This window comes from Marinomonas colpomeniae (assembly GCF_014803385.1).
GTDB classification, from domain to species: domain Bacteria; phylum Pseudomonadota; class Gammaproteobacteria; order Pseudomonadales; family Marinomonadaceae; genus Marinomonas; species Marinomonas colpomeniae.
In genome coordinates this window covers 16772-41956 of sequence record NZ_JACYFC010000009.1, presented here as the reverse complement: position 1 = coordinate 41956, position 25185 = coordinate 16772, and the positions used below count along the sequence as shown (strand labels likewise).

General features: G+C 41.3%; 25 protein-coding genes. 10 read left to right on the top strand and 15 right to left on the bottom strand.

Translation table 11 applies throughout. The features are described 5' to 3' along the window. Positions 1-59 precede the first annotated feature (59 nt). Positions 60-332 carry a hypothetical protein gene (locus tag IF202_RS16970; RefSeq protein WP_191596107.1) on the bottom strand — a complete coding sequence of 91 codons (273 nt, stop codon included), beginning with the start codon at positions 330-332 and terminating at the stop codon, positions 60-62. A 480-nt stretch (positions 333-812) separates the two neighbouring features. On the opposite strand from IF202_RS16970, the gene IF202_RS16965 reads away from it, so the two are divergent. Together IF202_RS16965 and IF202_RS16960 are read left to right on the top strand one after the other, a co-directional pair. After that, positions 813-1256, top strand: coding sequence for a DUF6314 family protein (locus IF202_RS16965; protein WP_191596106.1), 444 nt, complete (start codon positions 813-815; stop codon positions 1254-1256). Positions 1257-1432: 176 nt separating this feature from the next. Then, positions 1433-1780, top strand: coding sequence for a hypothetical protein (locus tag IF202_RS16960; protein ID WP_191596105.1), 348 nt, complete (start codon positions 1433-1435; stop codon positions 1778-1780). 42 nt (positions 1781-1822) lie between these two features. Here IF202_RS16960 and IF202_RS16955 read toward each other — a convergent pair whose 3' ends face one another. Continuing rightward, on the bottom strand, positions 1823-2650 hold the full coding sequence (locus IF202_RS16955) for an amino acid ABC transporter permease (RefSeq protein ID WP_235963594.1): 828 nt from the start codon (positions 2648-2650) through the stop codon (positions 1823-1825). A gap of 92 nt (positions 2651-2742) precedes the next feature. Continuing rightward, on the bottom strand, positions 2743-3531 hold the full coding sequence (locus IF202_RS16950; protein ID WP_191596103.1) for a transporter substrate-binding domain-containing protein: 789 nt from the start codon (positions 3529-3531) through the stop codon (positions 2743-2745). A gap of 244 nt (positions 3532-3775) precedes the next feature. Here IF202_RS16950 and IF202_RS16945 point away from each other — a divergent pair, with 244 nt between their 5' ends. From IF202_RS16945 to greA, 6 genes are all read left to right on the top strand, one after another. Further along, positions 3776-4666, top strand: coding sequence for a hypothetical protein (locus IF202_RS16945; protein ID WP_191596102.1), 891 nt, complete (start codon positions 3776-3778; stop codon positions 4664-4666). Between the two features lie 35 nt (positions 4667-4701). After that, positions 4702-5160 carry a ribosomal protein S18-alanine N-acetyltransferase gene (gene rimI / locus IF202_RS16940; protein WP_191596101.1) on the top strand — a complete coding sequence of 153 codons (459 nt, stop codon included), beginning with the start codon at positions 4702-4704 and terminating at the stop codon, positions 5158-5160. A 25-nt stretch (positions 5161-5185) separates the two neighbouring features. Then, positions 5186-5737 (top strand): DJ-1 family glyoxalase III, encoded by a 552-nt coding sequence (locus tag IF202_RS16935; RefSeq protein WP_191596100.1) that lies wholly within the window; start codon positions 5186-5188, stop codon positions 5735-5737. Positions 5738-5989: 252 nt separating this feature from the next. Beyond that, the gene (carA, locus tag IF202_RS16930) at positions 5990-7126 is read left to right on the top strand and encodes a glutamine-hydrolyzing carbamoyl-phosphate synthase small subunit (protein WP_191596099.1); all 1137 of its coding nucleotides are present in this window, start codon (positions 5990-5992) and stop codon (positions 7124-7126) included. A 24-nt stretch (positions 7127-7150) separates the two neighbouring features. Beyond that, positions 7151-10366 (top strand): carbamoyl-phosphate synthase large subunit, encoded by a 3216-nt coding sequence (gene carB, locus IF202_RS16925; protein ID WP_191596098.1) that lies wholly within the window; start codon positions 7151-7153, stop codon positions 10364-10366. Beyond that, the gene (gene greA / locus IF202_RS16920; RefSeq protein ID WP_191596097.1) at positions 10366-10842 is read left to right on the top strand and encodes a transcription elongation factor GreA; all 477 of its coding nucleotides are present in this window, start codon (positions 10366-10368) and stop codon (positions 10840-10842) included. Before carB ends, greA begins: the two co-directional genes overlap by 1 nt. 298 nt (positions 10843-11140) lie before the next feature. Here the strand turns inward: greA and IF202_RS16915 are convergent, their stop codons facing one another. Further along, positions 11141-11542, bottom strand: coding sequence for a RidA family protein (locus tag IF202_RS16915; RefSeq protein WP_191596096.1), 402 nt, complete (start codon positions 11540-11542; stop codon positions 11141-11143). A 93-nt stretch (positions 11543-11635) separates the two neighbouring features. Continuing rightward, positions 11636-12529, bottom strand: a complete 894-nt coding sequence (locus IF202_RS16910) for a LysR family transcriptional regulator (protein WP_191596095.1) — start codon at positions 12527-12529, stop codon at positions 11636-11638. Positions 12530-12720: 191 nt separating this feature from the next. Between IF202_RS16910 and IF202_RS16905 the strand changes: the two genes are divergently transcribed. Continuing rightward, a complete protein-coding gene (locus IF202_RS16905) occupies positions 12721-13059 on the top strand; it encodes a zinc ribbon domain-containing protein YjdM (protein WP_191596094.1) in 339 nt (112 codons plus the stop codon). A gap of 96 nt (positions 13060-13155) precedes the next feature. Here the strand turns inward: IF202_RS16905 and IF202_RS16900 are convergent, their stop codons facing one another. The 9 genes from IF202_RS16900 to dksA all read right to left on the bottom strand — a co-directional run bounded on the left by IF202_RS16900 (position 13156) and on the right by dksA (position 22695). Further along, on the bottom strand, positions 13156-13803 hold the full coding sequence (locus tag IF202_RS16900; protein WP_191596093.1) for a hypothetical protein: 648 nt from the start codon (positions 13801-13803) through the stop codon (positions 13156-13158). A 124-nt stretch (positions 13804-13927) separates the two neighbouring features. After that, on the bottom strand, positions 13928-15574 hold the full coding sequence (gene pgi, locus IF202_RS16895) for a glucose-6-phosphate isomerase (RefSeq protein ID WP_191596092.1): 1647 nt from the start codon (positions 15572-15574) through the stop codon (positions 13928-13930). A 29-nt stretch (positions 15575-15603) separates the two neighbouring features. Further along, entirely contained in the window at positions 15604-16455 is an 852-nt protein-coding gene (gene panC, locus IF202_RS16890) for a pantoate--beta-alanine ligase (protein WP_191596091.1), read from the bottom strand. Continuing rightward, positions 16455-17279 carry a 3-methyl-2-oxobutanoate hydroxymethyltransferase gene (gene panB, locus IF202_RS16885; RefSeq protein ID WP_191596090.1) on the bottom strand — a complete coding sequence of 275 codons (825 nt, stop codon included), beginning with the start codon at positions 17277-17279 and terminating at the stop codon, positions 16455-16457. The genes panC and panB overlap by 1 nt, the downstream gene beginning before the upstream one ends. Positions 17280-17282: 3 nt before the next feature. Beyond that, the gene (gene folK / locus IF202_RS16880) at positions 17283-17765 is read right to left on the bottom strand and encodes a 2-amino-4-hydroxy-6-hydroxymethyldihydropteridine diphosphokinase (protein ID WP_328797241.1); all 483 of its coding nucleotides are present in this window, start codon (positions 17763-17765) and stop codon (positions 17283-17285) included. 14 nt (positions 17766-17779) lie between these two features. Continuing rightward, positions 17780-19249 (bottom strand): polynucleotide adenylyltransferase PcnB, encoded by a 1470-nt coding sequence (gene pcnB / locus IF202_RS16875; protein ID WP_191596088.1) that lies wholly within the window; start codon positions 19247-19249, stop codon positions 17780-17782. A gap of 600 nt (positions 19250-19849) precedes the next feature. Beyond that, on the bottom strand, positions 19850-21232 hold the full coding sequence (locus IF202_RS16870; RefSeq protein ID WP_191596087.1) for a sigma-54-dependent transcriptional regulator: 1383 nt from the start codon (positions 21230-21232) through the stop codon (positions 19850-19852). Between the two features lie 81 nt (positions 21233-21313). Beyond that, entirely contained in the window at positions 21314-22234 is a 921-nt protein-coding gene (gene gluQRS / locus IF202_RS16865; protein ID WP_191596086.1) for a tRNA glutamyl-Q(34) synthetase GluQRS, read from the bottom strand. Positions 22235-22260: 26 nt separating this feature from the next. Further along, positions 22261-22695 (bottom strand): RNA polymerase-binding protein DksA, encoded by a 435-nt coding sequence (gene dksA / locus IF202_RS16860; RefSeq protein ID WP_191596085.1) that lies wholly within the window; start codon positions 22693-22695, stop codon positions 22261-22263. A gap of 159 nt (positions 22696-22854) precedes the next feature. On the opposite strand from dksA, the gene IF202_RS16855 reads away from it, so the two are divergent. Beyond that, the gene (locus tag IF202_RS16855; protein ID WP_191596084.1) at positions 22855-24021 is read left to right on the top strand and encodes an aminotransferase class I/II-fold pyridoxal phosphate-dependent enzyme; all 1167 of its coding nucleotides are present in this window, start codon (positions 22855-22857) and stop codon (positions 24019-24021) included. 98 nt (positions 24022-24119) lie between these two features. Here IF202_RS16855 and lptG read toward each other — a convergent pair whose 3' ends face one another. Then, the gene (lptG, locus tag IF202_RS16850) at positions 24120-25181 is read right to left on the bottom strand and encodes an LPS export ABC transporter permease LptG (RefSeq protein ID WP_191596083.1); all 1062 of its coding nucleotides are present in this window, start codon (positions 25179-25181) and stop codon (positions 24120-24122) included. Positions 25182-25185 lie beyond the last annotated feature (4 nt).

Sequence of the window (25185 nt, the reverse complement as noted above, 5' to 3'; positions counted from 1 at the left end):
ATTTTTTCATAATAATATCCTTTTAAAATTCAGTTAAATATTTAACGTTAATAACGTTCTTATTGAGCTTGAAGCGCATCAAATTGTGCTTGAAGATCAGAATGCTTCGCGTTGTAAGCGGCTTCTTTTTGGCTGAATGTGTAAGCACCGTTTAGGTCAACGTTTTTATCAACTGTTGCACCTAGGTTCTCTAGAGAGATTGTTAATGCTTGAACACCAGCGCGAGCTGTTTGAAAACTTTCTACTGCAGAGTCATCAGATGATGCGAAAGCAGAAGTAGACAAAGCAGAAGCAGTAATAAGAGTAGCTGCGATAGCTGTTAATTTTTTCATAATAATTTACCTTTCAATGTATTCATTTAAAGAGAGACTTAATGAGTAAGTCCCCGTCTGATGAAGTAAATATTAAAGCAAAAAATTAATATTAGAATAGCGTTTCAGACGCTTCCCTCATGTTTACCAGATCGAGCTTTGTCTGTTCATAATTGCCCAAATATGCAAGGTTTGAGCAAAGTAAGCACGGAATGAATCGTATTTTAACAATAAGGATAGAAAGGCCAAATAATCACGGATTATGCAGTAAAATTAGTAAGGGAAGGCCGCTAGATCGTATTGTTCTTATGTAATAAAATGAAATTATTTTCGAATTAACCCCAATACAGTGGTTTATTTCAAATCATCTTGCACAATGTTTTTTATGAAAAATGATTTTTACAAGATATCTTTGTAGGGTTGCCTGTTTTTTTTGTGTAATTTGAACGGAAGTTATGCGCTGAAGCATCAATAGTTATGGTCAATAGGGTATTTGTTTAAATGTATGTAATAGAAGCAGAAGGCGTTTTATCGTATTTCCTAGGAGACTGGAGAATACACCGAGTTATTTCAGGTTTTGGTGAGATTACTGGACAAGCAATGTTTCAGCTCAATAACCAAAACGACAAGCTTCTAAATTATAAAGAAGCTGTGACTCTCCCTAGCCCATCAAATAACCAAAAACCAAATGCTTTTAGAGAGTATGAATATGTGATGACTGACACCGGTTTCGATATTTTTTTCTCCGATGGTGCGACGAAAGGTGAGCTGTTTTTGAGTTTTGAGTTTATTCACGCCAGTATACTGACATCTCATCACTTGTGTATTAAAGACCATTATGATGCCAAGTTTGAATTTTTATCAGGTGATGAATTTCAACTAAGCTTTACTGTAAATGGCCCGAAGAAAGATTATTCAATTCAAACTTGTTTCACTAGATTATAGAACCCCGCTGTCTAATATGACACTTTGAATTTTGGTGGAAGTCAAAAGACGCTAGGCCTAGTCGAAATAAAGTAGTTATTGTAAAAGCACGAAGTGAATTAGTATAAATTTAGAGAAGGTACTAAAAAACGGCTTTAATTAACGCTACATTAATGTAATAAAATTTGAGAATGGAAATGACTGAATCATCTGAAGAACGGCTTATTGCTGAACAATACTTAAAAGAAATGTTAAGGGCAGATGATGAAGGTGACTTTGATCTGTACATAAAACACTTTGAAGAAAAGTATCTGGTTAATTTCTCAAAAGAAACTTTCCTGGATGACATTGAAAGTATGCATGTACGAAATGGGCTGAACTTAGGTTATGAATTCTTGGGCACGTTGCGGAACTTTAAAGTAGATAATTTGGATGTTTTTAGATTTGTATGGAAGGGCGTTTATGAGAAACGTGATGCTGTGATTGAAATTGGAATCTATAAGAAAAATGATATCTGGTACGTTATTCAGTCATCAGTTCATTAAGTCTTGTTGTGAATTTATCTTCCATTGAAAAACAGTCTTTAGTCAATGGTGGTCGTTGCGCCTTAGATGGTTTTCAAAGGAGCGAATTAACAATGACAAACTCAGAGTAAGAATAAGGTACATAAAGGCTACGACGTTGTAAGTTTCGAAAAACTGAAATGTCGACGAGCTGTATACTTTACCTAGTTGAGTTATGTCTTGAACACCGAGCACAGAAACTAAAGCTGAATCTTTGATCATCGCGACTAGGTCGTTACCAAGAGGAGGTAATATTTTTCGCATTGCTTGTGGCAAAATAATCAGCCTAAATCTATACCAGCTAGAAAGCCCTAATGCCTTTGCCGCTTCTATTTGGCCTTTGTCGACTTCTTGTATGCCTGCACGAAACACTTCAGAAATGAAAGCACTATAGCTGATAGCAAGAGCAAAAATGGCACGCCACAATAGTGTGAAGTCTCGAGTTTTGGCTTCTTCTAACCAGCCATTGTCGATAGGGACTTGTAAGGCCCAGTTATAGAGCTTTACCGCTTCAGGTGCGCCAACGAAGGCAATATAAAAGAGCAAGACGAGCACAGGTACGCCGCGAAATATCTCCACGTAAAAACGAGCAAATTCACGAATAATTCGATAACGGGAAAAGCCTGATAAAGCAATAAACAGTCCCAATATACTTGCCATTAGAAATGCTACAAAGGTGACGCCTATTGTAGTAAGTAAGCCCTCACTTAGTGCCCCTGCTATTTTTTGGTAACTTTGTTCTGCAACCATGTTCCATAACAGAATCAGGGCGATAATGATGATGCTGACTAACCACCAAGGCGTACGTTCTACAGTTTTTTTAAAGGGCATAATTATTAAATAATGAGACAATCAAAGGATAACCTGAATAAATAAAACGGATCGTCGTATTAAATGGACGATCCGTTACAGAGTTTTAATTAGTTGCACTGAAGGCTTATTTATTACTGGTTATAGTCAAAAAACCATTTCTTGTTCAATGCTTCTAATGTGCCGTCTTTCCTCATACTTTCTATCGCTGCATTAACTGGCTTAAGAAGATCAGAATCTGGTGTTAGTATAAAACCGAAGTCTTCTGAACCTAATGGCCCGCCTATGACTTTAAATTGGCCAGGGTTTGCACCAATGTAACCACGAGCTGACGCAGAATCCATTAAAACACTATCAACATCCCCTGATTTTAACGCTTGTACAGATGCTCCAAACGTTTCTAAAAGTGTAATGCGAGAATTATTTTCATCGCCATCAAGCACGTTGTAAACTGCAACATAAAAATTGGTTGTTCCTGCTTGTGCGCCAAATTGGAAATCGTCATTCGCAGCAAAAGATTCAGCATCTTGAAAACGCTCTTCATCTGCTCTGACTAGCATGAATTGCTGAGCTGTCATATAAGGTATAGAGAAGTCGATTTGTTGTGCACGTTCTTCATTAATGGTTATGCCATCCATGCCTATATCGTATTGGTTTTGCTTTACGGCTTGAATCATAGTGTCCCAGCTACTTAGGTGCCATTCGATTTTTGCGTTTAGACGTTTACCTATTTCATTCATAGCATCGTATTCCCAGCCAATCCCTTTGCCTGTATCAGCATCAACAAAATTAAGAGGTGTATAAGCATTTTCAGTGACCGCTAAAATAGTACGACCTTTTAAGTCTGGTAGAGTTGCTGCAAAGCTAATAGAGCTTATCGATACCGCAATGATAAGGGCAACGCGGAATAGCAAAGATGTCATAGTTTTTACCTTAATATGTATCTCAATGAAAACGAGGGTTTAGTCTGGACAATGATTTCGCGAGATTATACACAGTTGATGAATATCAGACTATGGAATCTTACGTGTGCTATATAGCAAGTCGTAGCTGAAGCGCGTATATTTGGCTTCATCATTTAACGTATATATATTTACGCGTTTAAAACGCATTTAGATCAGTTATTTAATATTCTAATGCTAATTATTGAAACTTACTAAGGTCAATATGTTCCGTGAACTAACATCGAAGCAAGCTTTCCAAACCCATTGCTTAACGCAAATTGGCGTGGTGTCTTGGTTGTCTGTGTCTGAAAGTTCACAAGCGGGCATTACTGGTACGGTGTTTATGCCGCCTCAACCTTGGGTGGTAGGAACAGGTTTACCTGCTGGTTCTGACATTGCGACTAAGAATGATAGTGGTATAACTCTACCAGACGCTCCTATTCTCGGTTCACCTAAAATGGATGTAGAAACGGCAGGGTTTGACGTTGCAATACCTAAACCTGTTGCGAAAATGTTACCAGAAGAAAAAGAGCAATCAGTAAGCGGCCTGCGTGAACAATTAAATGCGGGCCCAGAAATCATTGTCGAAGATTTGCAGCCGATTGAAGAGTTGGCCGTGGATATTATTGTTGAGCCTGATCCATCTATCGTAAGCCAAATTACGCGTCTAGACATTCGAGCTTATTCATTATCTAACAAGTTGTTGATTTTGAGTGATGTTCCTCAGGTGTTTTCGCAAGAGGAAGAGGTTGAACGTCTTGCCCTTAAAATGGGACAAGCTTTGTTAAAGCAATCTATTGATGAATGGCAAAGTAGCGCTTTTTCTTGGCCAGGAGGGCTGAAGAATCCTTACTTTATAAAACGTGCCGATTGGTTATTTGGTGCGTTGGAGAGCTATGTTGATCGCTTGGTGAAAGACTTTCCAGAAACGCCTTTGTTGGTTTTGGCTGGAGATCAAGTTGCTCAGCTTATGGATGATTTGCCTGCAGAGAGTTTATTAAAACAATATCCTACGGCTCGTATTGTGAGTCTGTCTGAATTACACCGTATTCCTGAGTTACGCAAAGATGCATGGGAAGTGATGCAGTCTTGCCTTTTTAACTCAAACAGTTAGTCATTAGGTTACTGGAGTCTATGGTTTCGCATCTTATGAGTTCTTCTATTTTTATTCGTCCCGCGCTTGAATCTGATTTGTCTTCAATTGTTCATCTTGATGCAACGTCGAATCCTCATCCTTGGGGCGAGTCATTAATAATAGATGCTTTGCAAACGAGGAAGAGCTGGGTGGTGAAAAGCAACGAGAATGAAGATGGTGGCATTCTCGGTTGGCTCACGGCATCTCAGGTTTTTGATCAATCTGAATTAGAGCAGATCTTAGTGAATGTATCAGCACGTCGACAAGGTCTAGCCAAAAAACTGATGACTGCATGGTTAGATGACTCTGAGAAAATTGGTGTAACAGAATATTTGTTAGAAGTACGAGAATCTAACCTAAGCGCAATTAACTTGTATGAATCATTAGGCTTTGAGCAAGTGGGTCTGCGCAAAAATTATTATCAAACAGAACAAGGTCATGAAGCGGCTTGTTTGTTTACGTTAACGATCTAAATTTTATATTTGAGGATGTCTGAGTATGACGAAAGTATTAGTTCCTATTGCTAACGGTAATGAAGACATTGAGTCGATCACTATTATTGATGTATTACGCCGTGGTGGTCTAGAAGTCACGGTAGCTAGCGTGCATGAAACAAAACAGATTGAGATGGCGCATGGCTGCAAGCTAGAGTCGGATGTTTTGTTGACGGACGTGGCTGACCAAATGTTTGATGCAGTGGTGTTGCCAGGCGGAATGCCGGGCGCTGAGCATTTACGTGACTGTGAGTTGCTGATAGATATTTTAGAAAAACATGATATAGAAGATGCTTTGCTTGCGGCAATTTGCGCATCACCAGCGGTTGTTTTTGGTACTCATGGGTTTGTCGTCGAGAAACAAGCGACCTGCTATCCAGGGTTTGAAGGCGGCTTAACGGGCGCGGAATATATTTCTGATCAGCCTGTTGTGATGGACGACAATATTTTAACTGGACGAGGTCCAGCGGCTGCGATGGTGTTTGCATTGACCGTTTTGGGTAATTTAGAAGGCTATGAAACGGCACAAAAAGTAGCTGACGGCTTGCTCTGTTAAGGAAACTTTATTCTTGACTAAATAGTCAATTAAAAAGCAGTGAAATAGACTTATATTTAGGCATTTACTTGGGATTCTGGGTGGACGCTTGGAGTGTATAATAGTAAAATTGCTCAGATTTTTTGAACGTAATTATTATCGGACAGGCTTCGGTAAAAAGACGTCAAAAGCGCAAATTTTAAAAAGCGAGATGGATCTAAGATTCGTCTCGCTTTTTTGCAACCTGAATTAGGCTCTAAACGGGAGGTTCCTTTGGCAACAACAGCGATTCTGGCTCTGGAAGACGGCACTGTATTTAAAGGTGTATCTATCGGAGCTGATGGCTCATCAACCGCCGAAGTAGTATTTAATACTTCGATGACTGGTTATCAAGAAATTCTTACCGATCCTTCCTATGCTCGACAAATGGTCACCTTGACCTATCCCCATATCGGGAATACTGGCATTAATTCTGAAGATGACGAATCTAGCAATGTATGGTGTGAAGGCTTGATCATTCGTGACCTACCTATTGTTGCAAGCAGCTGGCGTTCAGAAGAAACACTAGATGCTTTTCTAACACGCAAAAACGTTGTTGGTATTGCTGACATTGATACTCGTAAGTTAACACGTATTTTACGTGAAAAAGGCGCTCAAGCTGGCTGTATTATTGCAGGCGATGATGCGTTTGATCGAGTTGACGAAGCTCTAGCCGCAGCGCGTGCTTTTCCAGGCTTAAAAGGCATGGATCTTGCGAAAGAAGTGACTGTCGATAAAGCGTATGAGTGGACTGAATCTACTTGGGATCTTGTGAAAGGTCATACAACGCCAGACAGCTCAGAATTCCATGTGGTTGCCTACGACTACGGTGTGAAGCGTAATATTCTTCGCATGTTGGTTGAGCGCGGTTGTCGCTTATCAGTGGTTCCTGCTAAAACACCAGCAAGCGATGTGCTTGCATTGAATCCAGATGGTGTCTTTCTTTCAAATGGTCCTGGTGATCCAGAGCCATGTGATTATGCGATTGAAGCCATTGCCGAGATTCTTAAGACAGACATTCCAGTATTCGGCATCTGTCTTGGGCATCAACTTTTAGCATTGGCGTCTGGTGCGAAAACCAAGAAAATGAAATTCGGTCATCACGGTGCTAACCATCCAGTACAAGCGATCGAAAAGGGCACGGTTATGATCACCAGCCAAAACCACGGTTTTGCGGTAGATGAAGCAACATTGCCTGCCAACTTGGTAATGACGCACAAATCATTGTTTGATGGTTCGTTACAAGGTATTTCCCGTACGGATAAGAGCGCATTTAGCTTCCAAGGTCACCCTGAAGCGAGCCCTGGTCCTCACGATGTAGCACCTTTGTTCGACCAGTTCATTGCAAACATCAAAGCATCTAAAGCCTAAGATAAAGAAGCGGAGCAAAATACTATGCCAAAGCGTACTGACATAAAAAGCGTCTTGATTTTAGGTGCTGGCCCAATTGTTATCGGTCAGGCTTGTGAATTCGATTACTCAGGTGCTCAAGCCTGTAAAGCTCTTCGTGAAGAAGGCTTTCGCGTTATTCTGGTGAATTCGAACCCAGCAACAATAATGACTGACCCTGCGATGGCTGACTCTACTTACATTGAGCCAATCGATTGGAAAACGGTCGAAAAAATCATCGAAAAAGAACGCCCAGATGCGGTTCTGCCAACGATGGGTGGTCAAACTGCCCTTAACTGTGCATTGGATCTTGAGCGTCACGGTGTTCTAGAAAAGTATAATGTTGAAATGATCGGTGCGACCGCAGACGCTATAGATAAAGCGGAAGACCGTAACCGTTTCGATAAAGCAATGAAAGCCATTGGCCTTGAATGTCCACGTGCTGGTATTGCACACACAATGGAAGAAGCAAAAGAAGTACAAGCTGACTTAGGTTTCCCTTGTATCATTCGTCCTTCTTTCACCATGGGCGGTACCGGTGGTGGTATTGCATACAACATGGAAGAGTTTGAAGAAATTTGTACACGTGGTTTGGATTTGTCTCCAACCAACGAATTGCTAATCGATGAATCTTTGATCGGTTGGAAAGAGTACGAGATGGAAGTTGTGCGTGACAAAAACGACAACTGCATCATTGTTTGTGCGATTGAAAACTTCGATGCGATGGGTGTTCACACAGGTGACTCTATTACTGTTGCGCCAGCACAAACGCTGACAGACAAAGAATATCAAATCATGCGTAACGCTTCTTTGGCGGTATTGCGTGAAATTGGTGTTGAAACAGGTGGTTCAAACGTACAGTTCGGTATGGATCCAAAAACAGGTCGTCTTGTTGTTATCGAGATGAACCCACGTGTGTCTCGTTCATCTGCCTTGGCATCGAAAGCGACTGGTTTCCCTATCGCTAAGATCGCTGCAAAATTGGCTATTGGTTACACATTGGATGAATTGCAAAACGACATTACTGGCGGTCAAATGCCAGCGAGTTTTGAACCTGCGATTGACTACGTGGTTACTAAGATTCCTCGTTTTACGTTTGAAAAATTCCCAACAGCAAATGATCGCTTAACGACTCAAATGAAGTCGGTTGGTGAAGTGATGGCGATTGGCCGTACTTTCCAAGAGTCTTTGCAAAAAGCATTGCGTGGCCTAGAAGTCGGTGCGGATGGTTTTAACCCTCAGTTGGATTTTTCTGAAGAAGACAGCAAAGACAAACTGTCTTATGAGCTTAAAAACCCAGGTTCAGATCGTATTTGGTACATTGGTGATGCGTTCCGTTCTGGTATGACCATTGATGAAATTTACGCTGCAACAGGTGTTGATCATTGGTTCTTAGTGCAAATCGAAGATCTGATCAAAGAAGAAATCGCATTAGCGGATAAAGGTTTAGTTGACTTAGATTACGACGTAATTCGTCGTTTAAAACGTAAAGGCTTCTCTGACTCTCGTCTTGCTACCTTGTTGAACGTTACTGAGAAATCGTTGCGTGAACGTCGTTACCTTATGAATGTTCACCCAGTGTATAAGCGTGTAGATACCTGTTCTGCAGAGTTCGCGACAAACACAGCTTACATGTATTCGACTTACGAAGATGAATGTGAAGCGGCGCCAACAGACAAAGATAAAATCATTATTCTAGGTGGTGGCCCAAACCGTATCGGTCAAGGTATCGAGTTTGATTACTGCTGTGTTCACGCTGCTTTAGGCTTGCGTGAAGCGGGTTACGAAACCATCATGGTGAACTGTAATCCTGAAACTGTATCAACAGATTACGACACATCTGATCGTTTGTATTTTGAGCCAGTAACCTTGGAAGATGTGCTGGAAATCGTTCGCAAAGAGAAGCCAAAAGGCGTTATCGTGCAATTTGGTGGTCAAACGCCGCTGAAAATTGCACGTGCATTGCAAAATGAAGGTGTACCAATCATAGGTACAACGCCAGAATCGATTGACCGTGCAGAAGACCGTGAACGTTTCCAAAGCATGATCCAACGCCTAGGTTACAAACAGCCTCATAACGCGACAGTTCGCAGTGTTGAGCAGGCATCTGTTAAAGCTGCTGAAATTGGTTATCCACTTGTGGTTCGTCCTTCTTATGTATTGGGCGGACGTGCAATGGAAATCGTTTATAACGAGAAAGACCTTAATCGTTATATGACGACAGCCGTAAAAGTGTCTAATGACAGCCCTGTATTACTTGATTACTTCTTGAATGCCGCGATTGAAATTGATATCGACTGTGTTTCTGATGGGCACCAAGTGGTTATTGGCGGAATCATGCAGCATATCGAACAAGCGGGTGTTCACTCTGGTGACTCTGCTTGTTCTTTGCCTCCTTACTCATTGTCTGCGGATATTCAAGACCAAGTTCGTGACATGATTAAAAACATGGCTCTTGAGCTTGGTGTTATCGGTTTAATGAATACGCAGTTAGCGGTTCAAGATGGCGAAATTTACGTGATCGAGGTTAACCCTCGTGCATCACGTACCGTTCCTTTCGTATCTAAATGTATTGGTCGTTCTTTGGCGCAAGTTGCGGCTTTAGTGATGTCTGGTAAAACACTAGAAGAGCTTGGTTTTACCAGTGAAATCATTCCTTCTTATTACAGTGTGAAAGAAGCCGTTTTCCCATTCAACAAGTTTCAAGGTGTTGATCCGATTCTTGGGCCTGAAATGAAATCGACTGGCGAAGTCATGGGTGTTGGCGATACGTTCGCTGAAGCCTTTGGTAAGGCTTTGTTAGGTGGCGGAACAGAGCTTCCAACATCTGGTCGTGCTTTCATCAGTGTTCGTGATGTAGACAAAAAAGGTGTGGTTGCGGTTGCTAAACGTCTGGTTGAACAAGGTTTTGATCTTGTTGGGTCAGAAGGTACGGCGAAATACTTGACAGAAAATGGCGTTGAAGTTCGTAAGGTTAATAAAGTGACTGAAGGACGTCCGCACATTGTAGATATGATGAAAAATGGCGAAATCGATTACATCATTAATACAACGTCAGGCACGCAAGCCATTACAGACTCTTCTGTTATTCGTCGTACAGCATTACAGCGCAAGGTTTGTTACACTACAACATTAACTGGCGCAGAGGCGACGAGTTTGGCAATTTGCTTAACTGGTGAAACTACCGTCAGAAGATTACAAGATTTGCACCAGGGGAAATAATGAAAAAAGTACCAATGACAGTAGAAGGTGAAAAGCGTCTAAGAGACGAGCTAAACCATCTTAAAACTGTAGTTCGTCCTCGTGTGATTGCAGACATTGCAACCGCACGTGAACATGGCGACTTAAAAGAGAATGCCGAATATCATGCTGCTCGTGAAGAGCAGGGTTTTGCTGAAGGTCGTATTAAAGAGATCGAAGGCAAGCTGTCTGATTCACAAGTGATCGACATAAAGGCATTAGTGGCATCTTCTAAAGTGATTTTCGGTACAACCGTCACACTTTTTAATGTTGATACTGAAGACACAGTGACTTATAAAATCGTTGGTGACGACGAAGCAGATGTGAAGGTTAAGAAAATCTCTTATGCTTCACCAATTGCTAAAGCCATTATTGGGAAAGAAGAAGGCGACGAAGTTGTCGTTAAAATCCCAAGTGGTGAAGCAACGTATGAAATCGAGAAAGTGCAATACCTATAAGGGTGTTGAGTGTTCTTCTAAAAACCACGATGTGAAAGCCTCGTGGTTTTTTTATGTCTGGTATTACTGAATTTCGTTAACATGTTGTAAATAAGAATCGATTTCATTAACGTCTGTTGATTGATTTAAAACTGTCCAAAAGGGTGTTTCATGGTTAGCCGGATTTTACTCTCTAATTCTCATGACCCTCATTATATTTATCTAAATATACCAAGTGAGTCGAATAAACCATTTATTTGGCTCACTTGGTTAACGATAGCCTGTACTTTTAAGGAATTAGCTATCTTTATGTGGATAATTATCTAGCGATTTTGGCTGTCGCTTCTATTTCAATGAGTGTATCTGGTGATGCCAAAGATGCGACGCCGATACCCGTAAGAGCGGGGCGTGATGTGCCTAGTGTATTTGCAATAATCGGTATGATAATTTCCATATAATCTGCAGCCTCGCCACGGACATAAACACGTAATTGTAAAATGTTCTCGACAGATGAGTTAGCCGCCGCCAAAACGGTCATGACATTTTCTGTTGCCCTTATTGTTTGCGTCTCAATGTCATTGTGATTGGCTTGGGAATCAGTGTTCCAATCTACTTGCCCTGATATAAAGATTAAGCCGGTATCTGTATCGATTGTCGCCTGTGACATGCCTATTTCTTTTCCATCGTATAAAGATGCTGGGTTAATGCGTTCAATAGTCATGTGTACCTCTATCTAGTGTTTAAAGTGGCGCTAGAGTAGAGGTAAGTGTCTTTCTAGACGAGCAAGCTAGCCTTGTTACTGATACAAGGAGTTTTATGATTTATTAGAAAAGCGCTTATAGATACTATCGAGAATCCAGCGAATTAAAGGATCATGTTTTGCACTTGGATGATAAGCCGCAACAACTTGGTATCCAGGAGGGTATTTTTCTAATGGAATCTCAATGAGCCCTTCGCATGGCATGAGTCTAGAAGGAATAAACCCTACCATCTCTGATTGTTTTAAAAACTCTTTCGCTATGAAAAACGAAGGTGCAGATAGGACAGTATTGCGTTGTACTCCTTGTTGTTCAAGCCAGCTATCGGCAGATCCTGTAAAGCTGCCAACACCAGGAGATACAATAATAAAGTCGTGTTTAACGAGATCTTTTAACGACAAAGGTCGATCAATCGTTATGTCTTTATTTGCAGATACGCATAGATATTTTTCTAAAAATAAAGGCGTTGAAACTAACCCTTCAGGGACATAAGCGCTGGTTGTAAAGGCAATATCTATTGAGCCTTGAAGCATTCTTTTGGTTAGGTTGACACTCTCTATATTGGTTACGATAACCTTAATCTTTGGTGCATATTGCCTGAGTTCTTTAATTAAATCTGCGATGATTATTTGTTGAGTGTAGTCCGTTGCGCTTATTGAAATGGTTCTTTCTATTTCGTCTGATTCAATTATATTAAGTTGCGGGATTTTATTAATACGAATCAATATGTCTTGAATATGTGGCTCGATTTGTTTGGCGTAAGGGGTTGGCGTCATGCCATGGCCTGTTCGGACGAAAAGTTGATCTCCGAGAATCTCTCTTATCTTTTTAAGCTGAAGGCTCGTCGCTTGTTGAGAAACCGCTAAATGTTCCGCAGCAGCAGAAATATTACCGAACTGATATAGCGCATCTAATGTTCTGAGGTGACTGATTTCAAGCTTTTCTATCATGGGAGTCTCATTGAAGGTTTTAGTGAAATCACCTATTGAAATGGCAATGTATCATGCCAAGCGACAGAAATCTTGGTACGAGAGAATGCATATAAAGCATCCTAACACCTTTAAATACTATTAAAGTACGGCGGTAAAAGCGTATTATCAGCCTAAATCGTTAATCTACTTTGCAGAAGAACCTTATCATTATGTCTTTTCCTCCTTGCCCACAATGTCAATCAGAATATGTTTACCAAGATCAATCCAGCCTTGTTTGTCCAGAATGCGCTTATGAATGGAATCCAGACAATATCGACACAGATGAAGACGAGATGATGATCAAAGACGCCAACGGCACACTGCTCGCCGAAGGGGGTAAAGTAATCTTGATAAAAGACCTAAAAATAAAAGGCAGCTCCCAAGTACTAAAAATTGGCACTAAAGCCGTGATAAAGCGAATATTTGATAAAAAAGACCACCAACTGGATTGCCGTGTTGATGGTGCTGGAGAAATGATGGTCACCGCGAAATTCGTGAAGAAAGCTTGAATACGGCTTAGTATTAAGCCTTGAGCTGAATAGCGCTTTTATTCCGCTGATATGAAGAGGGTTAGTAATCAAAAATGTAGTTAAGTTCTCCGCTAATTAAGCTTTCTTGGTAAGTAATAATGCGCAATTGGTAATTTCTTTGGTATTTATTACAACGCATATATCTCTTAAGTCACCAATCTCAAGTGTGATTGGTTTGTCTTGTCCTGGGTATAGTAGGTACCTAAATTCATTTTGATACTTAAAGTTGTCATATTTTCTAAAGGGTCCAATAGTGCCATGATATTCTTTGGGATCTACATATTCAATCGGGCGCTGCTCAACATTTAATAACATTTTATTTGCGGCGTTGTGAATTCTTTTAGTGAATTGTACAGGATCATTTATTATCACTGCAGATTGGCCAAAACTAAGGTTACGCTCATCAAAATGAGATGCATTTTTTTCTAAATGAATATAAATACAGAAAATGTTTAATGTAGTTTTACTTTCATATCTAACTTTAACAGGGTTAATTAGTCCGCCTATCGGTAGATATTCACCGTTTTCTGGGTTCTGTATTGCAACTTCCTTTACTTGTAGAGATTCATCAATATTTTCATTTGGGTCAAATCGAACTATATCGTTTTTATCAATTTGGGTAAAAAACTTGTCTGTATTGAAGTAAACCTGACCATCTAAAAAACTTTCTACACGCTTTTGATCCATTATCTTAATAAATAATCCTTTATCTGAAGACTCCATTTTCACCTCATGTCTATGTTTAATAAAATATAAACTGCTTTTCGTTAAATTAATAATTCTTATATATAAAAAAACACCAGCCGAGGCTGGTGTTTTTAGTTCAATAGTAGAAAGCTATAAAATTTTAAGACTGAGCTTTCTTAAATGCTTTTATCAGTGCTTGGGTTGAAGCATCTAGCGCGCTGTTGTCGCTGTCGCTAACAAGGCGGTTGAAGATGTCGGTTCCCAATACTTTACCCAGTTCTACGCCCCATTGGTCAAATGAGTTGATTCCCCAAATGGTTCCTTGTACAAATGTACGGTGCTCATAAAGGGCGATCAAGGCACCAACGGTCGCTGGTGTCATTTTATCGGTTAATAGGGTGTTGCTTGGGCGGTTGCCTTTGATCACTTTGTGCGGTGCAATCTTAGCGACTTGCTCTGCTGTTGCGCCAGCATCACGAAGTTCTTGCTCTGCTTGCTCAAGAGTTTTACCCACCATCAAAGCTTGTGACTGGCTTAGGCAGTTAGCAAACAATTGTGCATGGTGTTCGCCAATTGGATTGTGGCTTGCCAATGGCGCAATAAAGTCCACAGGAACAAGGCGTGTACCTTGATGCAAAAGCTGATGGTAAGCGTGTTGGCCGTTTGTGCCAGCGCCACCCCAGATGATTGGGCCTGTGTCTGTTTCTACGCCGTCGCCATTGAGTAGATTCGCTTTACCATTACTTTCCATGTCGAGCTGCTGAATATGAGCAGGCAGTGCACGCAAGTAATGATCATAAGGAATCAAGGCGTGAGTTTGTGCGTTGTGGAAGTTGATATACCACACACCTAATGCACCCATGATAACAGGAAGGTTTTCTTCAAATGGTGCGGTACGGAAATGTTCGTCCATTTGGTGGGCGCCATCTAGTAAACCGTAGAAGTTGTCCATACCAACCGCAATAGCAACAGGTAAGCCAATCGCAGACCAAAGAGAGTAGCGTCCGCCAACCCAATCCCACATAGGGAAGATATTTTCTTCTGCCATACCAAAGGCAACGGCTTTTTCTACATTCGAGCTAACCGCTGCGAAGTGTTTACTTACTGACGCTTCCGAGCCACCATTGCTTAGGAACCAGTCACGTGCCGCGTTGGCGTTAGACAAGGTTTCTAGAGTGCCGAAGGTTTTAGATGAGATGACAAAAACAGTGGTTTCTGGATTTAACTGTTTTAGCTTTCCAGTAATATCAGAGCCATCAATGTTAGCAACAAAGTGCACTTTGATACTATCTTGTGCGTATGGTGTTAGTGCTTCGGCAACGACTTTTGGCCCAAGGTAAGAGCCACCGATACCGATAGAAACGACATCTGTAATAGTTTTACCTGTATGGCCTTTCCATTCACCGCTGTGTAGTTGAGCGACAAACTTTTCCATTTGCTTTAATGTCGCACGAACTTCGGCTAAGACGTTAACGCCATCTACCATAAGTGATTCTTGTGCTTGGCTAGCACGAAGGGCGATGTGTAATACAGAGCGGTCTTCTGTATTGTTGATGTGCGCGCCGCTGAACATACCTTTGATGGCGTGTTCTAGCCCTGCTTCTTTCACTAGGTCTGTGAGTAGAGAAAGGGTTTTTTTATTCGCACGGTTTTTGGCGTAATCAAGAGTCCAGCCTGCTGCCTGTGCTGTGTATTTTTCTGCACGTTTTGAATCCGCTTCAAACAAAGATTTCATATCAACAGAGTTCATTTCTTGTTGATGATCAGCTAGCTTTTTCCAAGCTGTTAATTCTGTGGGTGAGTTCATTACAATCTCCCTAGTTTATTGAAGGTGAATTAGGCTAGTTCAAAACGCACGTTATCAATTAAGCGTGCGCTGCCTAGGTATGCCGCAGCCAAAATGACGAGGCTTTTTTCTTCTTCTGATGGTGTTTGTAAATTATTTTGTGCGCGGATTTCAAAATAATCACGACGGAAACCAACTGCTTCAAGCTTCTGTTGAGCTTGTTCGCGAATGTCCTCGTGACTCGCACTGCTTGTTATAAGCGCTTCTTTTGCCCATAACAAGGTTTGGTACATCGCGGTTGCGATGTGTTTTTCTTCTTCTGTTAGATAGCCATTGCGTGAGCTCATGGCTAATCCGTTGTCATTGCGTGCGGTTTCTACACCGATGACGCGAACGTTAGAGCTAAGGTCTCGCGTCATGTTTTCAATGACTTTTAATTGTTGAAAATCTTTGTCACCAAATATGGCACAGTCTGGCTGAACGATGTTAAATAATTTTGTAACGACAGTAGAAACGCCGACAAAGTGTCCTGGACGTGATTCACCACAAAGTATGTCTGATAAACCGATAACTTCAATTTCAGTTTGGCTTTGTTTGCTGTCTGGGTACATTTCTGATGCATCTGGTGCGAACAAGTAGTCGCAGCCATTAGCGTTTAAGGCTTCTTTGTCTGCTTCCAGTGTCTTTGGGTAACGTTCTAGATCTTCACTAGCTGAAAACTGCATTGGGTTGACAAAAATGGAAGAAACAACAATATCGCCTTCTTCCCTTGCTCGACGAATTAATGACATGTGACCGTCATGCAAATTGCCCATAGTTGGTACAAAAATAATGCTTTTATCTTTCAGTCGTTCGACTTTTAATGCGGCGCGAAGTTCAGTAACTGTATGGAAAGTTTTCATTATTTAAATCCGTGTTCTGCGCCTGGGAAGGTCATGTCTTTTACTTCTTTAACATAGGCTTCAAACGCTTCCGTTATATTACGGCCATCAATTAAAAAGTTTTTCACAAAGCGTGGTGTGTGACCTAAGTTGAGGCCTATCATGTCGTGCAAAACCAATACTTGACCATCAGTGTAATGGCCTGCACCAATGCCAATGGTGGGAACAGGTACTGCTTCGGTTAGGGATTTACCAAGAGCTGTAGGGATGCATTCGTAAAGTAGCATATCAGCCCCAGCTTCAACTAATTCAAGCGATTCTTGTAGGAGTAAATCGGCTGTTTCTTGGCTTTTGCCTTGTACTTTATAGCCGCCAAGTTTATGCACAGACTGTGGGGTTAAACCTAGATGGGCACAAACGGGAATGCCGCGCTGACTCAGTAGTTTAATGGTGTCTGCTAACCAGCTTCCGCCTTCTAGTTTGACCATATTTGCACCTGCTTGCATCAGTTTTGCAGCATTGTCTAAAGCTTGTTCTGGTTTGCTGTAACTCATGAATGACATGTCGCTAACAATAAAGGCGTTTGTGTTGCCTCGTTTTACTGCTGCTGTGTGGTAGCACATGTCTTCTATTGTTACGGGAAGTGTGCTGTCTTGACCTTGAACTAGCATGCCTAGCGAATCGCCAACTAAGATAGCTTCTACACCAGCGACGTTCATAACGTTGGTAAAGGTGGCATCGTAAGAAGTCAGTATAGTAATTTTGTCTTTATCTGTCTTCATTTGCTTGAGGGTCGATAAGGTGACAGGTTTTATGAGTTTTTTTTGTGAGTTATCTGAATACATATTTTATTCTTCTTTGATAAAGACTAAATCACTGGTATCAAGCTGATGTAACTGCTCGATAACGGTTTTGCCATTTGCCAATAGCATATCGGGAGCAAGATCACTGAGAGGCTTTATTACAAACCCTCGTTCTAACATGAAGGTGTGAGGGACCGTGAGTCTTGGAAGTTGAATTTGCTCTTGTCCGTACAATAACAGATCTAAATCTAGGGTGCGTGGCCCCCAATGGCGCTCTCTGACTCGACGTTGTGCTTGTTCGATGCTTTGCAGTAAATCTAGTAGAGCTATTGGGGATAGTTTTGTTGTAAAAGTGGCTGCGGCATTTATGTAATCTGGTTGGTCTTGTGGGCCAACAGGTTTACTGCCGTAAATAGAAGAAACACGAAAATGGTTTATATCGTCGTGTTTCTTTAGTGTTTCAATCGCACGATCGAGCTGTGCTATTGGGTTTTCAAGATTGCTGCCTATGCCAATATAAGCTTGTATCAAAGCGCATCCTCTTATTCGTTAGATTTGTCGCTTTGAGCGGTATTGTCTTGAGCTTCACTTGATGTATTTGCACCGTTACTTTTTCTGCGGCGACGTGGGCGGCGTTTTTTAGGGCCATCTTTGTCGTTAGATCGAGCATCAATGCTTTTAATTAAATCGCGTTGTTGTGCTTCTGTTCCGTGTTGGAACGCTTCCCACCAGTCACCTAAACCATCTAGCTGTGTACCGCTTAGCTCTCGGATAAGAAGGAAGTCAAATCCAGCACGGAAGCGAGGGTGTTCTAGTAACAGGAATGCGCGTTTGCCATAGCGCTTTGGAAGTCTGTACTGCATATCCCATATTTCACGCATAGGTGTAGAAAATCTACGAGGAATCGCCGTAGCGGCCACTTGATTATCTAGCACCATGTTGGCTGCTTGGTGTAATGCCGGTGTTGCAGGCATACCTTGCGCTTGAAATTCTTCATGACGTAATGCCACGCTCGGCCAAAGTAGTATGGCGTATAAAAAATATGGAGCAGTGGTTTTATCGCTTTGAATTCGATTGTCTGTGTTGCTCAGGCCTTGCAAAATAAAAGCTTCTGGATCTATATCGTCGCGTTTCCAACCGCTTTGTAGGAGTGCGTCAGTGTCTGGAAATAAATAACGAAATAAACCGTATTGACGAAGTAGAGCGAGGGTCGCAATGCCGTTACCGCTGCCCAATAGTTTTAATACTTCTTCAAAAAGGCGAGCTGGTGGGATGTGATCTAGTAAATGAGCCATCTCTTTAATGGGCGCGGCTGTCTCTGCGTCCATTTCAAAGCCTAGTTTTCCAGCAAAGCGAATGGCGCGAAGCATGCGAACAGGGTCTTCAGCATATCGTTTACGAGGATCACCAATAATGCGAATTTTTTTATCTTCAATATCTTTCAGGCCACCGCAGTAATCATGGATGCTGAAGTCTTTAACGTTGTAGTACAAGGCATTAAAGGTGAAGTCACGACGTTCCGCATCATCTTCAATGTCGCCATAAACATTGTCACGTAAGAGCATTCCGTGTGTGGAGCGTGCCGAGTCTTTACCTTTTAATGAGGTTTTTTCTTGTGATGAATCATCGTTTTCTTCTTGTGCTGAGTTTGCTCTGAACGTTGAGACTTCAATAATCTCACGTCCAAAAGTAACGTGGACAAGTCGAAAGCGACGACCAATTAATCTTGAATTAGAAAAGGTTGCATGAACTTCTTCAGGTGTTGCGTTGGTTACGACATCAAAATCTTTTGGCTTCATGCCAATAAGGTGATCTCGAACACAACCGCCGACGAGGTGAGCCTCATAACCGGCTTTATTTAGGCGATATAACACTTTGACAGCGTTAGGGCTTAAATCCTGACGAGACAAGCTATGTTCGCTGCGAGGTATGATAATTGGGTAAGACTGTTCCTGCGGTGAGGCAAACAGTGAGGTAGCTTTACGTACCAGAGATTTGAATCCTGTAAGCATTAGACAACAAATTTGTAAGTTAACGATGAAACACATTCTACACGTGATAGCATAAATTTACACGGATAATGGTGTGGTTTGGATGAATTCGATGTGTAGATTGAGGCGTTTTCCATGTGGTTGGAAATGTTTGGTAGATGAATTGGGTGTTTATTTAAGCGATTGGTTATTTACTGATTAGTAAATAAAATAATCGCTTTGGATACATGAAGATACTAGTTCCGAAAACAAAGTCAGCGCTGCTTCAGCAGTTCTACTTAAATATTATTTTTATTATTGCATTGTTTTCATAGCCCTAAGGCTTGCATATCTAAAAAGATCAATTATCCAAAGCGATTTTCCATCCATGACCTCAAATTTTTATTTTTATTTGAAGAGGTCACAGTGTTCTTATCTATTATTTTTGTTTTTAAGAACCTACATACGACGACTAACTTATTTTTATTCTTGGTCAATCTTATTATCGTTGTGACATACATAAGGCATTTGTTGTGCCAAAAATTATAAAATACTGATTTTATTAAGGTTTAAGAAAATACTGTTCACTTTTTTTACAATATTGTAATTTAGTTTTGGGTATTTTGGTATCAAGTGTTACTTTTATTGTGTTACTTTTTTTGGTATATGTAACTTTTGTCTTCTTTCCCACAGGCTTTTTCTTGATATGCCCAAAGAATGTGCAAGTTGGGTCTCTGTCATCTTGTGCTGGTGCGTAAGAACGAAGTGCTTTAGATAATCATCCAGTGTGGTGCCTTGTGATTGAGATGTGTTTTGTTCAAAAGTGCCAGTTATTGTGCTGTGGTGTCTTTGTTGGTCTGCCAGTTTTAGGTTGGCTGCTTCGACTTTTTCTACTGGGCTTAAGATAACCGCTCTTTCAATTGCGTTTTCAAGTTCTCGGACGTTGCCTGGCCAATGATGGGATCGGATGGCCTTATCAAATGTGCGGTTGTAATGATAGACGGGCTTGTTGTGTTTTTGGCAGGCTTTTTCGAGTAGCACTTTGGCGATCATAGAAATATCGTCACCTCGCTCTCTTAGTGGGGGGAGTAGCAGTTCCATAACATACAGGCGGTAATATAAATCTTCTCGGAACAGGCCTTTTCTGACCATATCGAATAAATCCCTGTGGGTTGCGGCGATAAGTCGAATGCTTACTTTTTTGTATTCAGTGGCGCCAACTCGACGAACTTCACCTTCTTGTAAAACTCGCAGTAGTCTGGCTTGGGCTTCGAGAGGTAGTTCGCCGATTTCATCGAGGAACAGAGTGCCTTTGTCAGCTGTTTTGATTAAACCGTCATGGGCTGCTGTTGCGCCAGTAAATGCGCCTTTTTCATGGCCAAATAATTCAGATTCAATTAGGTTTTCTGGAATGGCGGCACAGTTAATACTAACAATCTGGTTGTGTTTTCTTAGACTGGCGTTATGTATGGCCTTAGCAACCAGTTCTTTACCTGTTCCAGATTCTCCTCGAATAAGAGTTGTTGCCTCTGTGGCGGCGATTTTCTTAATGTCTATAAACAGGTCCAGCATGGGAGGGCATTGCCCAATGATGCTGCTATTGGTTGAGCCTAAATCTAGTGATTCTTTTGTGTCTATAATTGGGAGGGGGGCTTTTGACTCTGACGCTGTTTGTTCTTTTGGTTCTAAGGCGTTGACGACATGCTTAAGCAGTATTTCTGAGTTGGTTGGTAGTGGAAGGTAGTAAATGGCACCTTGCGCCATGCTGTTGACACCTGAGCTTAAGCTGGCTTTTGAATCTAACACTATGTGTTGAGGTGTTTGAGGTAGTTCGACACTGTTTTCATTTATTTCATCAATGACTTCTTGGTCAATGAGCAATAGATGGAACTCTGCTAGTTCATAATATTTATTGGCTTGTTCAAGCGAGTTGCTAATGTTGACTTGGAAGCCATACCGCGATAACCATTTTTCCGATTCTTTTAACGAGGAGTTATCTGGGCAAATAATCATAATGCTGTGCATAAAGTGTCACCTCTTGTAACTGATGTAACGATTATACACACAGGCGTATTCTTGGGTCGAGCTGAACTCAAAAGTCGTGGGTTAGATGAGGTGTAAGTCTTGTTCTTCCAAAGGAAGGTGTTTAATTCTATAGAGTTTACTTGGTTTCCACTCTTTTACGGCTAAAGATAGGGCTTCTGATATGGAGGGTGGCGAATTTAAATCTATGCCTAAATAATGCAAGGCTCGTAATAAGGTGGGTAGGTGGCCGTTTTCTATTGGCTTCGCGTGATTTTGTTTGCTAATTTTTTCGCCTAACGTATTGGTTATGAGCGGGATATGGCAAATACTTGGCGGTGTCCATTTAAATAAATCGTACAGGTAGAGTTGTTGTGCTGTTGTTTCTATTAAGTCTGCGCCTCTTACTAGGTCGGTAATGTTTTGTTGGTGGTCATCTATGACAACGGCTAATTGATAGGAAAAGTAATCGTCTTTTCTTTTGAGTATCGGGCTGGTGCTTTTTAGGTCATCAATAAATTTCAATGAACCTTGAATAGTGTCTTCGTACTGATAGACATCATTACTTGCTTTTAGTCTCCATGAATGAGTTTTGCTTAAAGTGCTTTTGCATTCATATGGATGGTTGCCGTTATATTCTGAGAGTGACTGACGAGTGCAATTGCAGGGAAAAACAAGCGTTTGTTCTTTTAAAATTAATAGATGTTGTTCGTAGGTTTGGGTGTTATTACTTTGGACTTTAATCGGTTCATCAGAACTAAGTTGGTAGCTATTGAGGGTTTCTATGATTTGTTCTGAAAAGGACGCTTTGCAGCGAGTGCCATCTACATCCTCAATGCGAATGATCCAATCGCCTTGATTTTGCTTGGCGTCCAAGTAGCTCGCTAATGCACTTACTAGCGAGCCAAAGTGGAGTGGGCCGGTTGGCGAAGGTGCAAAGCGGCCTCGATATACAGCTTTACCTAAATTAGAGTTGTGTGGCTCTAATTTAGGTTTGTTCGACATCGCATTAACCTTATTAAGAGCCAAGATTAGCCGCCGATTTGTCTCTCTTTGATTTCTGCCAACGTTTTGCAATCAATGCACATGGTTGCTGTTGGGCGAGCTTCTAAACGGCGAATGCCTATTTCTATACCACATTCATCACAAAAGCCGTAATCATCAGAATCAATAAGCTCTACTGTTTGAGATATTTTTTTAACCAGTTTACGTTCACGATCTCGTGCACGTAGTTCGAGACTAAATTCTTCTTCTTGGCTGGCGCGATCATTTGGATCAGCATAGTTTACCGCCTCTTCTTTAAGGTGGTTTACAGTACGATCAACCTCTTCCATTAGGTTTTGTTTCCAGTTGAGTAGGATGCTTTTAAAATGCGCCAACTGGTTCTCGTTCATGTATTCTTCGCCGTCCTTAGCAACGTAAGGAGTGAAGTCTTTCATTAATGAATCGGGGTTCATTTTTGGCATAAGCATAGCCTCACTTCGCAGGTATCCATTATGGTAACCTGTAAACAAATAAGATTAGGTGATTTATTTTCGGGCGGAAACTTACCAGATAACGAGACGCTTAACCACATGTTTTGAGAAAAATCTCATTAAATATTCAAATTAAACAGAGAAAATGTGATGAAAATGCATAAATTAGCAGCAAGAGTCGACGATATTTCGCCTTTTCAGGTCATGGTTGTGTTGGAGAGAGCTAAGTGGCTAGCGACTCAAGGTGAAGACGTCATTCATCTTGAGGTTGGTGAGCCAGATTTCGTTGCTGTTGATTCGGTTGGTGATGCTGGAGTGAAAGCTATTAAGGATGGTAAAACTGGCTACACGTCGGCAACGGGCTTACCAGAACTAAAGCAAGCTATCAGTGATGATTATGCCTCTCGGTATCAAGTGAATGTGTCTCCTGAGAGAATTATTGTTACTCCGGGTGCCTCTGGTGCGCTTTTGTTAATGGCTTCGCTTATGGTTGATGCGGGTGATGACGTGGTGATGCCAGACCCTTGCTACCCTTGTAATCGACATTTTCTTATTCAAGCTGGTGCAAAAGCTAAATTGATTGAGACAGAAGCTAGTAACGGTTTTGAAATAGATTTGAAAGTGCTCTCTGATCATTGGGGTGTAAATACTTCAGGGCTTTGGTTAGCGTCTCCCTCTAACCCAACTGGGGCTGTTTTAAGCAAAGCTTATTTGACTGAGGCTTGGGAAAGAGTTCAATCGTTGGGTGGGCATTTATTGGTCGATGAAATCTACCAAGGGCTGGTCTACGAGGGCGAAAATTTTTCTGCCTTATCCATTCATGATGATATTTTTGTTATTAATAGCTTTTCAAAATATTTTGCCATGACTGGTTGGCGTTTGGGTTGGTTAGTCGTCCCTGAATGGGCAATTGAAGGCGCAACTAAATTAGCGCAAAATTTATTTATTTCTGCGCCAAGTGTTTCTCAATATGCCGCGGTGAGTGCTTTTGGTCCTGAAGTGCTTGCTGAGTGTGAGATGCGTCGACAAACACTAAATGCTCGCCGCTTAGTATTGCTTGATGGTTTAGAAAAAATTGGCTTGCCTGTCGTTGCGCCAGCGCATGGCGCTTTTTATGTTTATGTGGATGTATCTGCTGTGACTAATGATGCAATGGAGTGGTGTTTGGCGTTGTTAGAAAGTGAGAAAGTAGCGTTAACGCCTGGGGCTGATTTTGGCGTGAAAAATGCGCATAAATATGTCCGGTTTGCATATACGTGCGATGGATCAAGGTTGCAGGAAGCGCTAGGAAGGATTGCTCGATTTATGGCTGCTTAGATCTGATTTATTGCGGTCTATCTGGATATCTCAATATAGAATGGTTATTTAAAATACGACAGGTGGTAATTGCATGTCGTATTTTTTTGTGGTTTTTTTTATCCTCTGCGTTTCATTAAAATAATGCCAGCTATTAGGCAAATTGCAATGGGAATACTAACGCCTATTGCAGGTGGAAAATCGATCGCGACACTCATTCTGCCAAATAGATTTAAGCCATTTTGAAAGGCTAGTCCGATTATGACTCCAGAGAAAATTCTACCACCCATAGTGGATGATCTTAATGGCCCAAAAACACTTGATAGCGCGACTAGGACTAATGCCAGAGAGGCGATAGGCCGAAGTGCAGTCATCCAAAACTCTAGCTCATATTGCGAGCCATCGAGTTTTTGTTTATAGAGGTATTGGTTGTAGCCCATTAGTTGGCTTAGCGATAAAGCACTCGGCTCTTGAGAGGCTAAGAATAAATGCTCAGGGGTGATGCTAACAGACCAATCTGCATGGCTTGAGCTGCTGGTTTCAATGCGATCAGGGAAAAAAGTTGTTTTCGATACATCGTTAAGCTGCCATGTTGAGTCTTCGATGTGTTCTGCGTTGGCTGCTGTTTGTATGTATTGAAGTTGTTGCTCATAAGGTGAAAAAATTTTTACACCGTATAATTTTCCTTTGTTATCAGCGGCATCAATGTAAATGAAGTTGCCATCTGCTTTTAGCCAAACGCCGCCCGTAAGTGAGAAGTCACCATTTTTTTGATCTTGGAATTTTTCGATTAGATTGGCTTTTTGTGTGGCGATAGGTGCAATAAATTCAGAAACGCCCATGCCAAGTAATGAAACAAGTAAAATTGGTTGACATGCAGCAAAACCAATTCGCCAAATAGGCATTCCAGCGGCTCTCATGACGGTTAATTCTGAGGTTGCTGCTAGCGTACCCAATCCCATTAGTGTGCCAATCAGTGATGCGATAGGGGTATATTCAGCTAGTTTTCCGGGTAATCGATATAGGATAACTTGAAGTAAAGACTGGATGGTATAACTGTCGTTTACTTTTTTAATTTGTTCTATAAAAGTGAGTGCGAAATCTAATCCAAGCAATACTAAGGCGACGATCAAAAATGCCCATAAGACGCTGCTAGCAATGTATTTATCGATTTTGTTCATAATG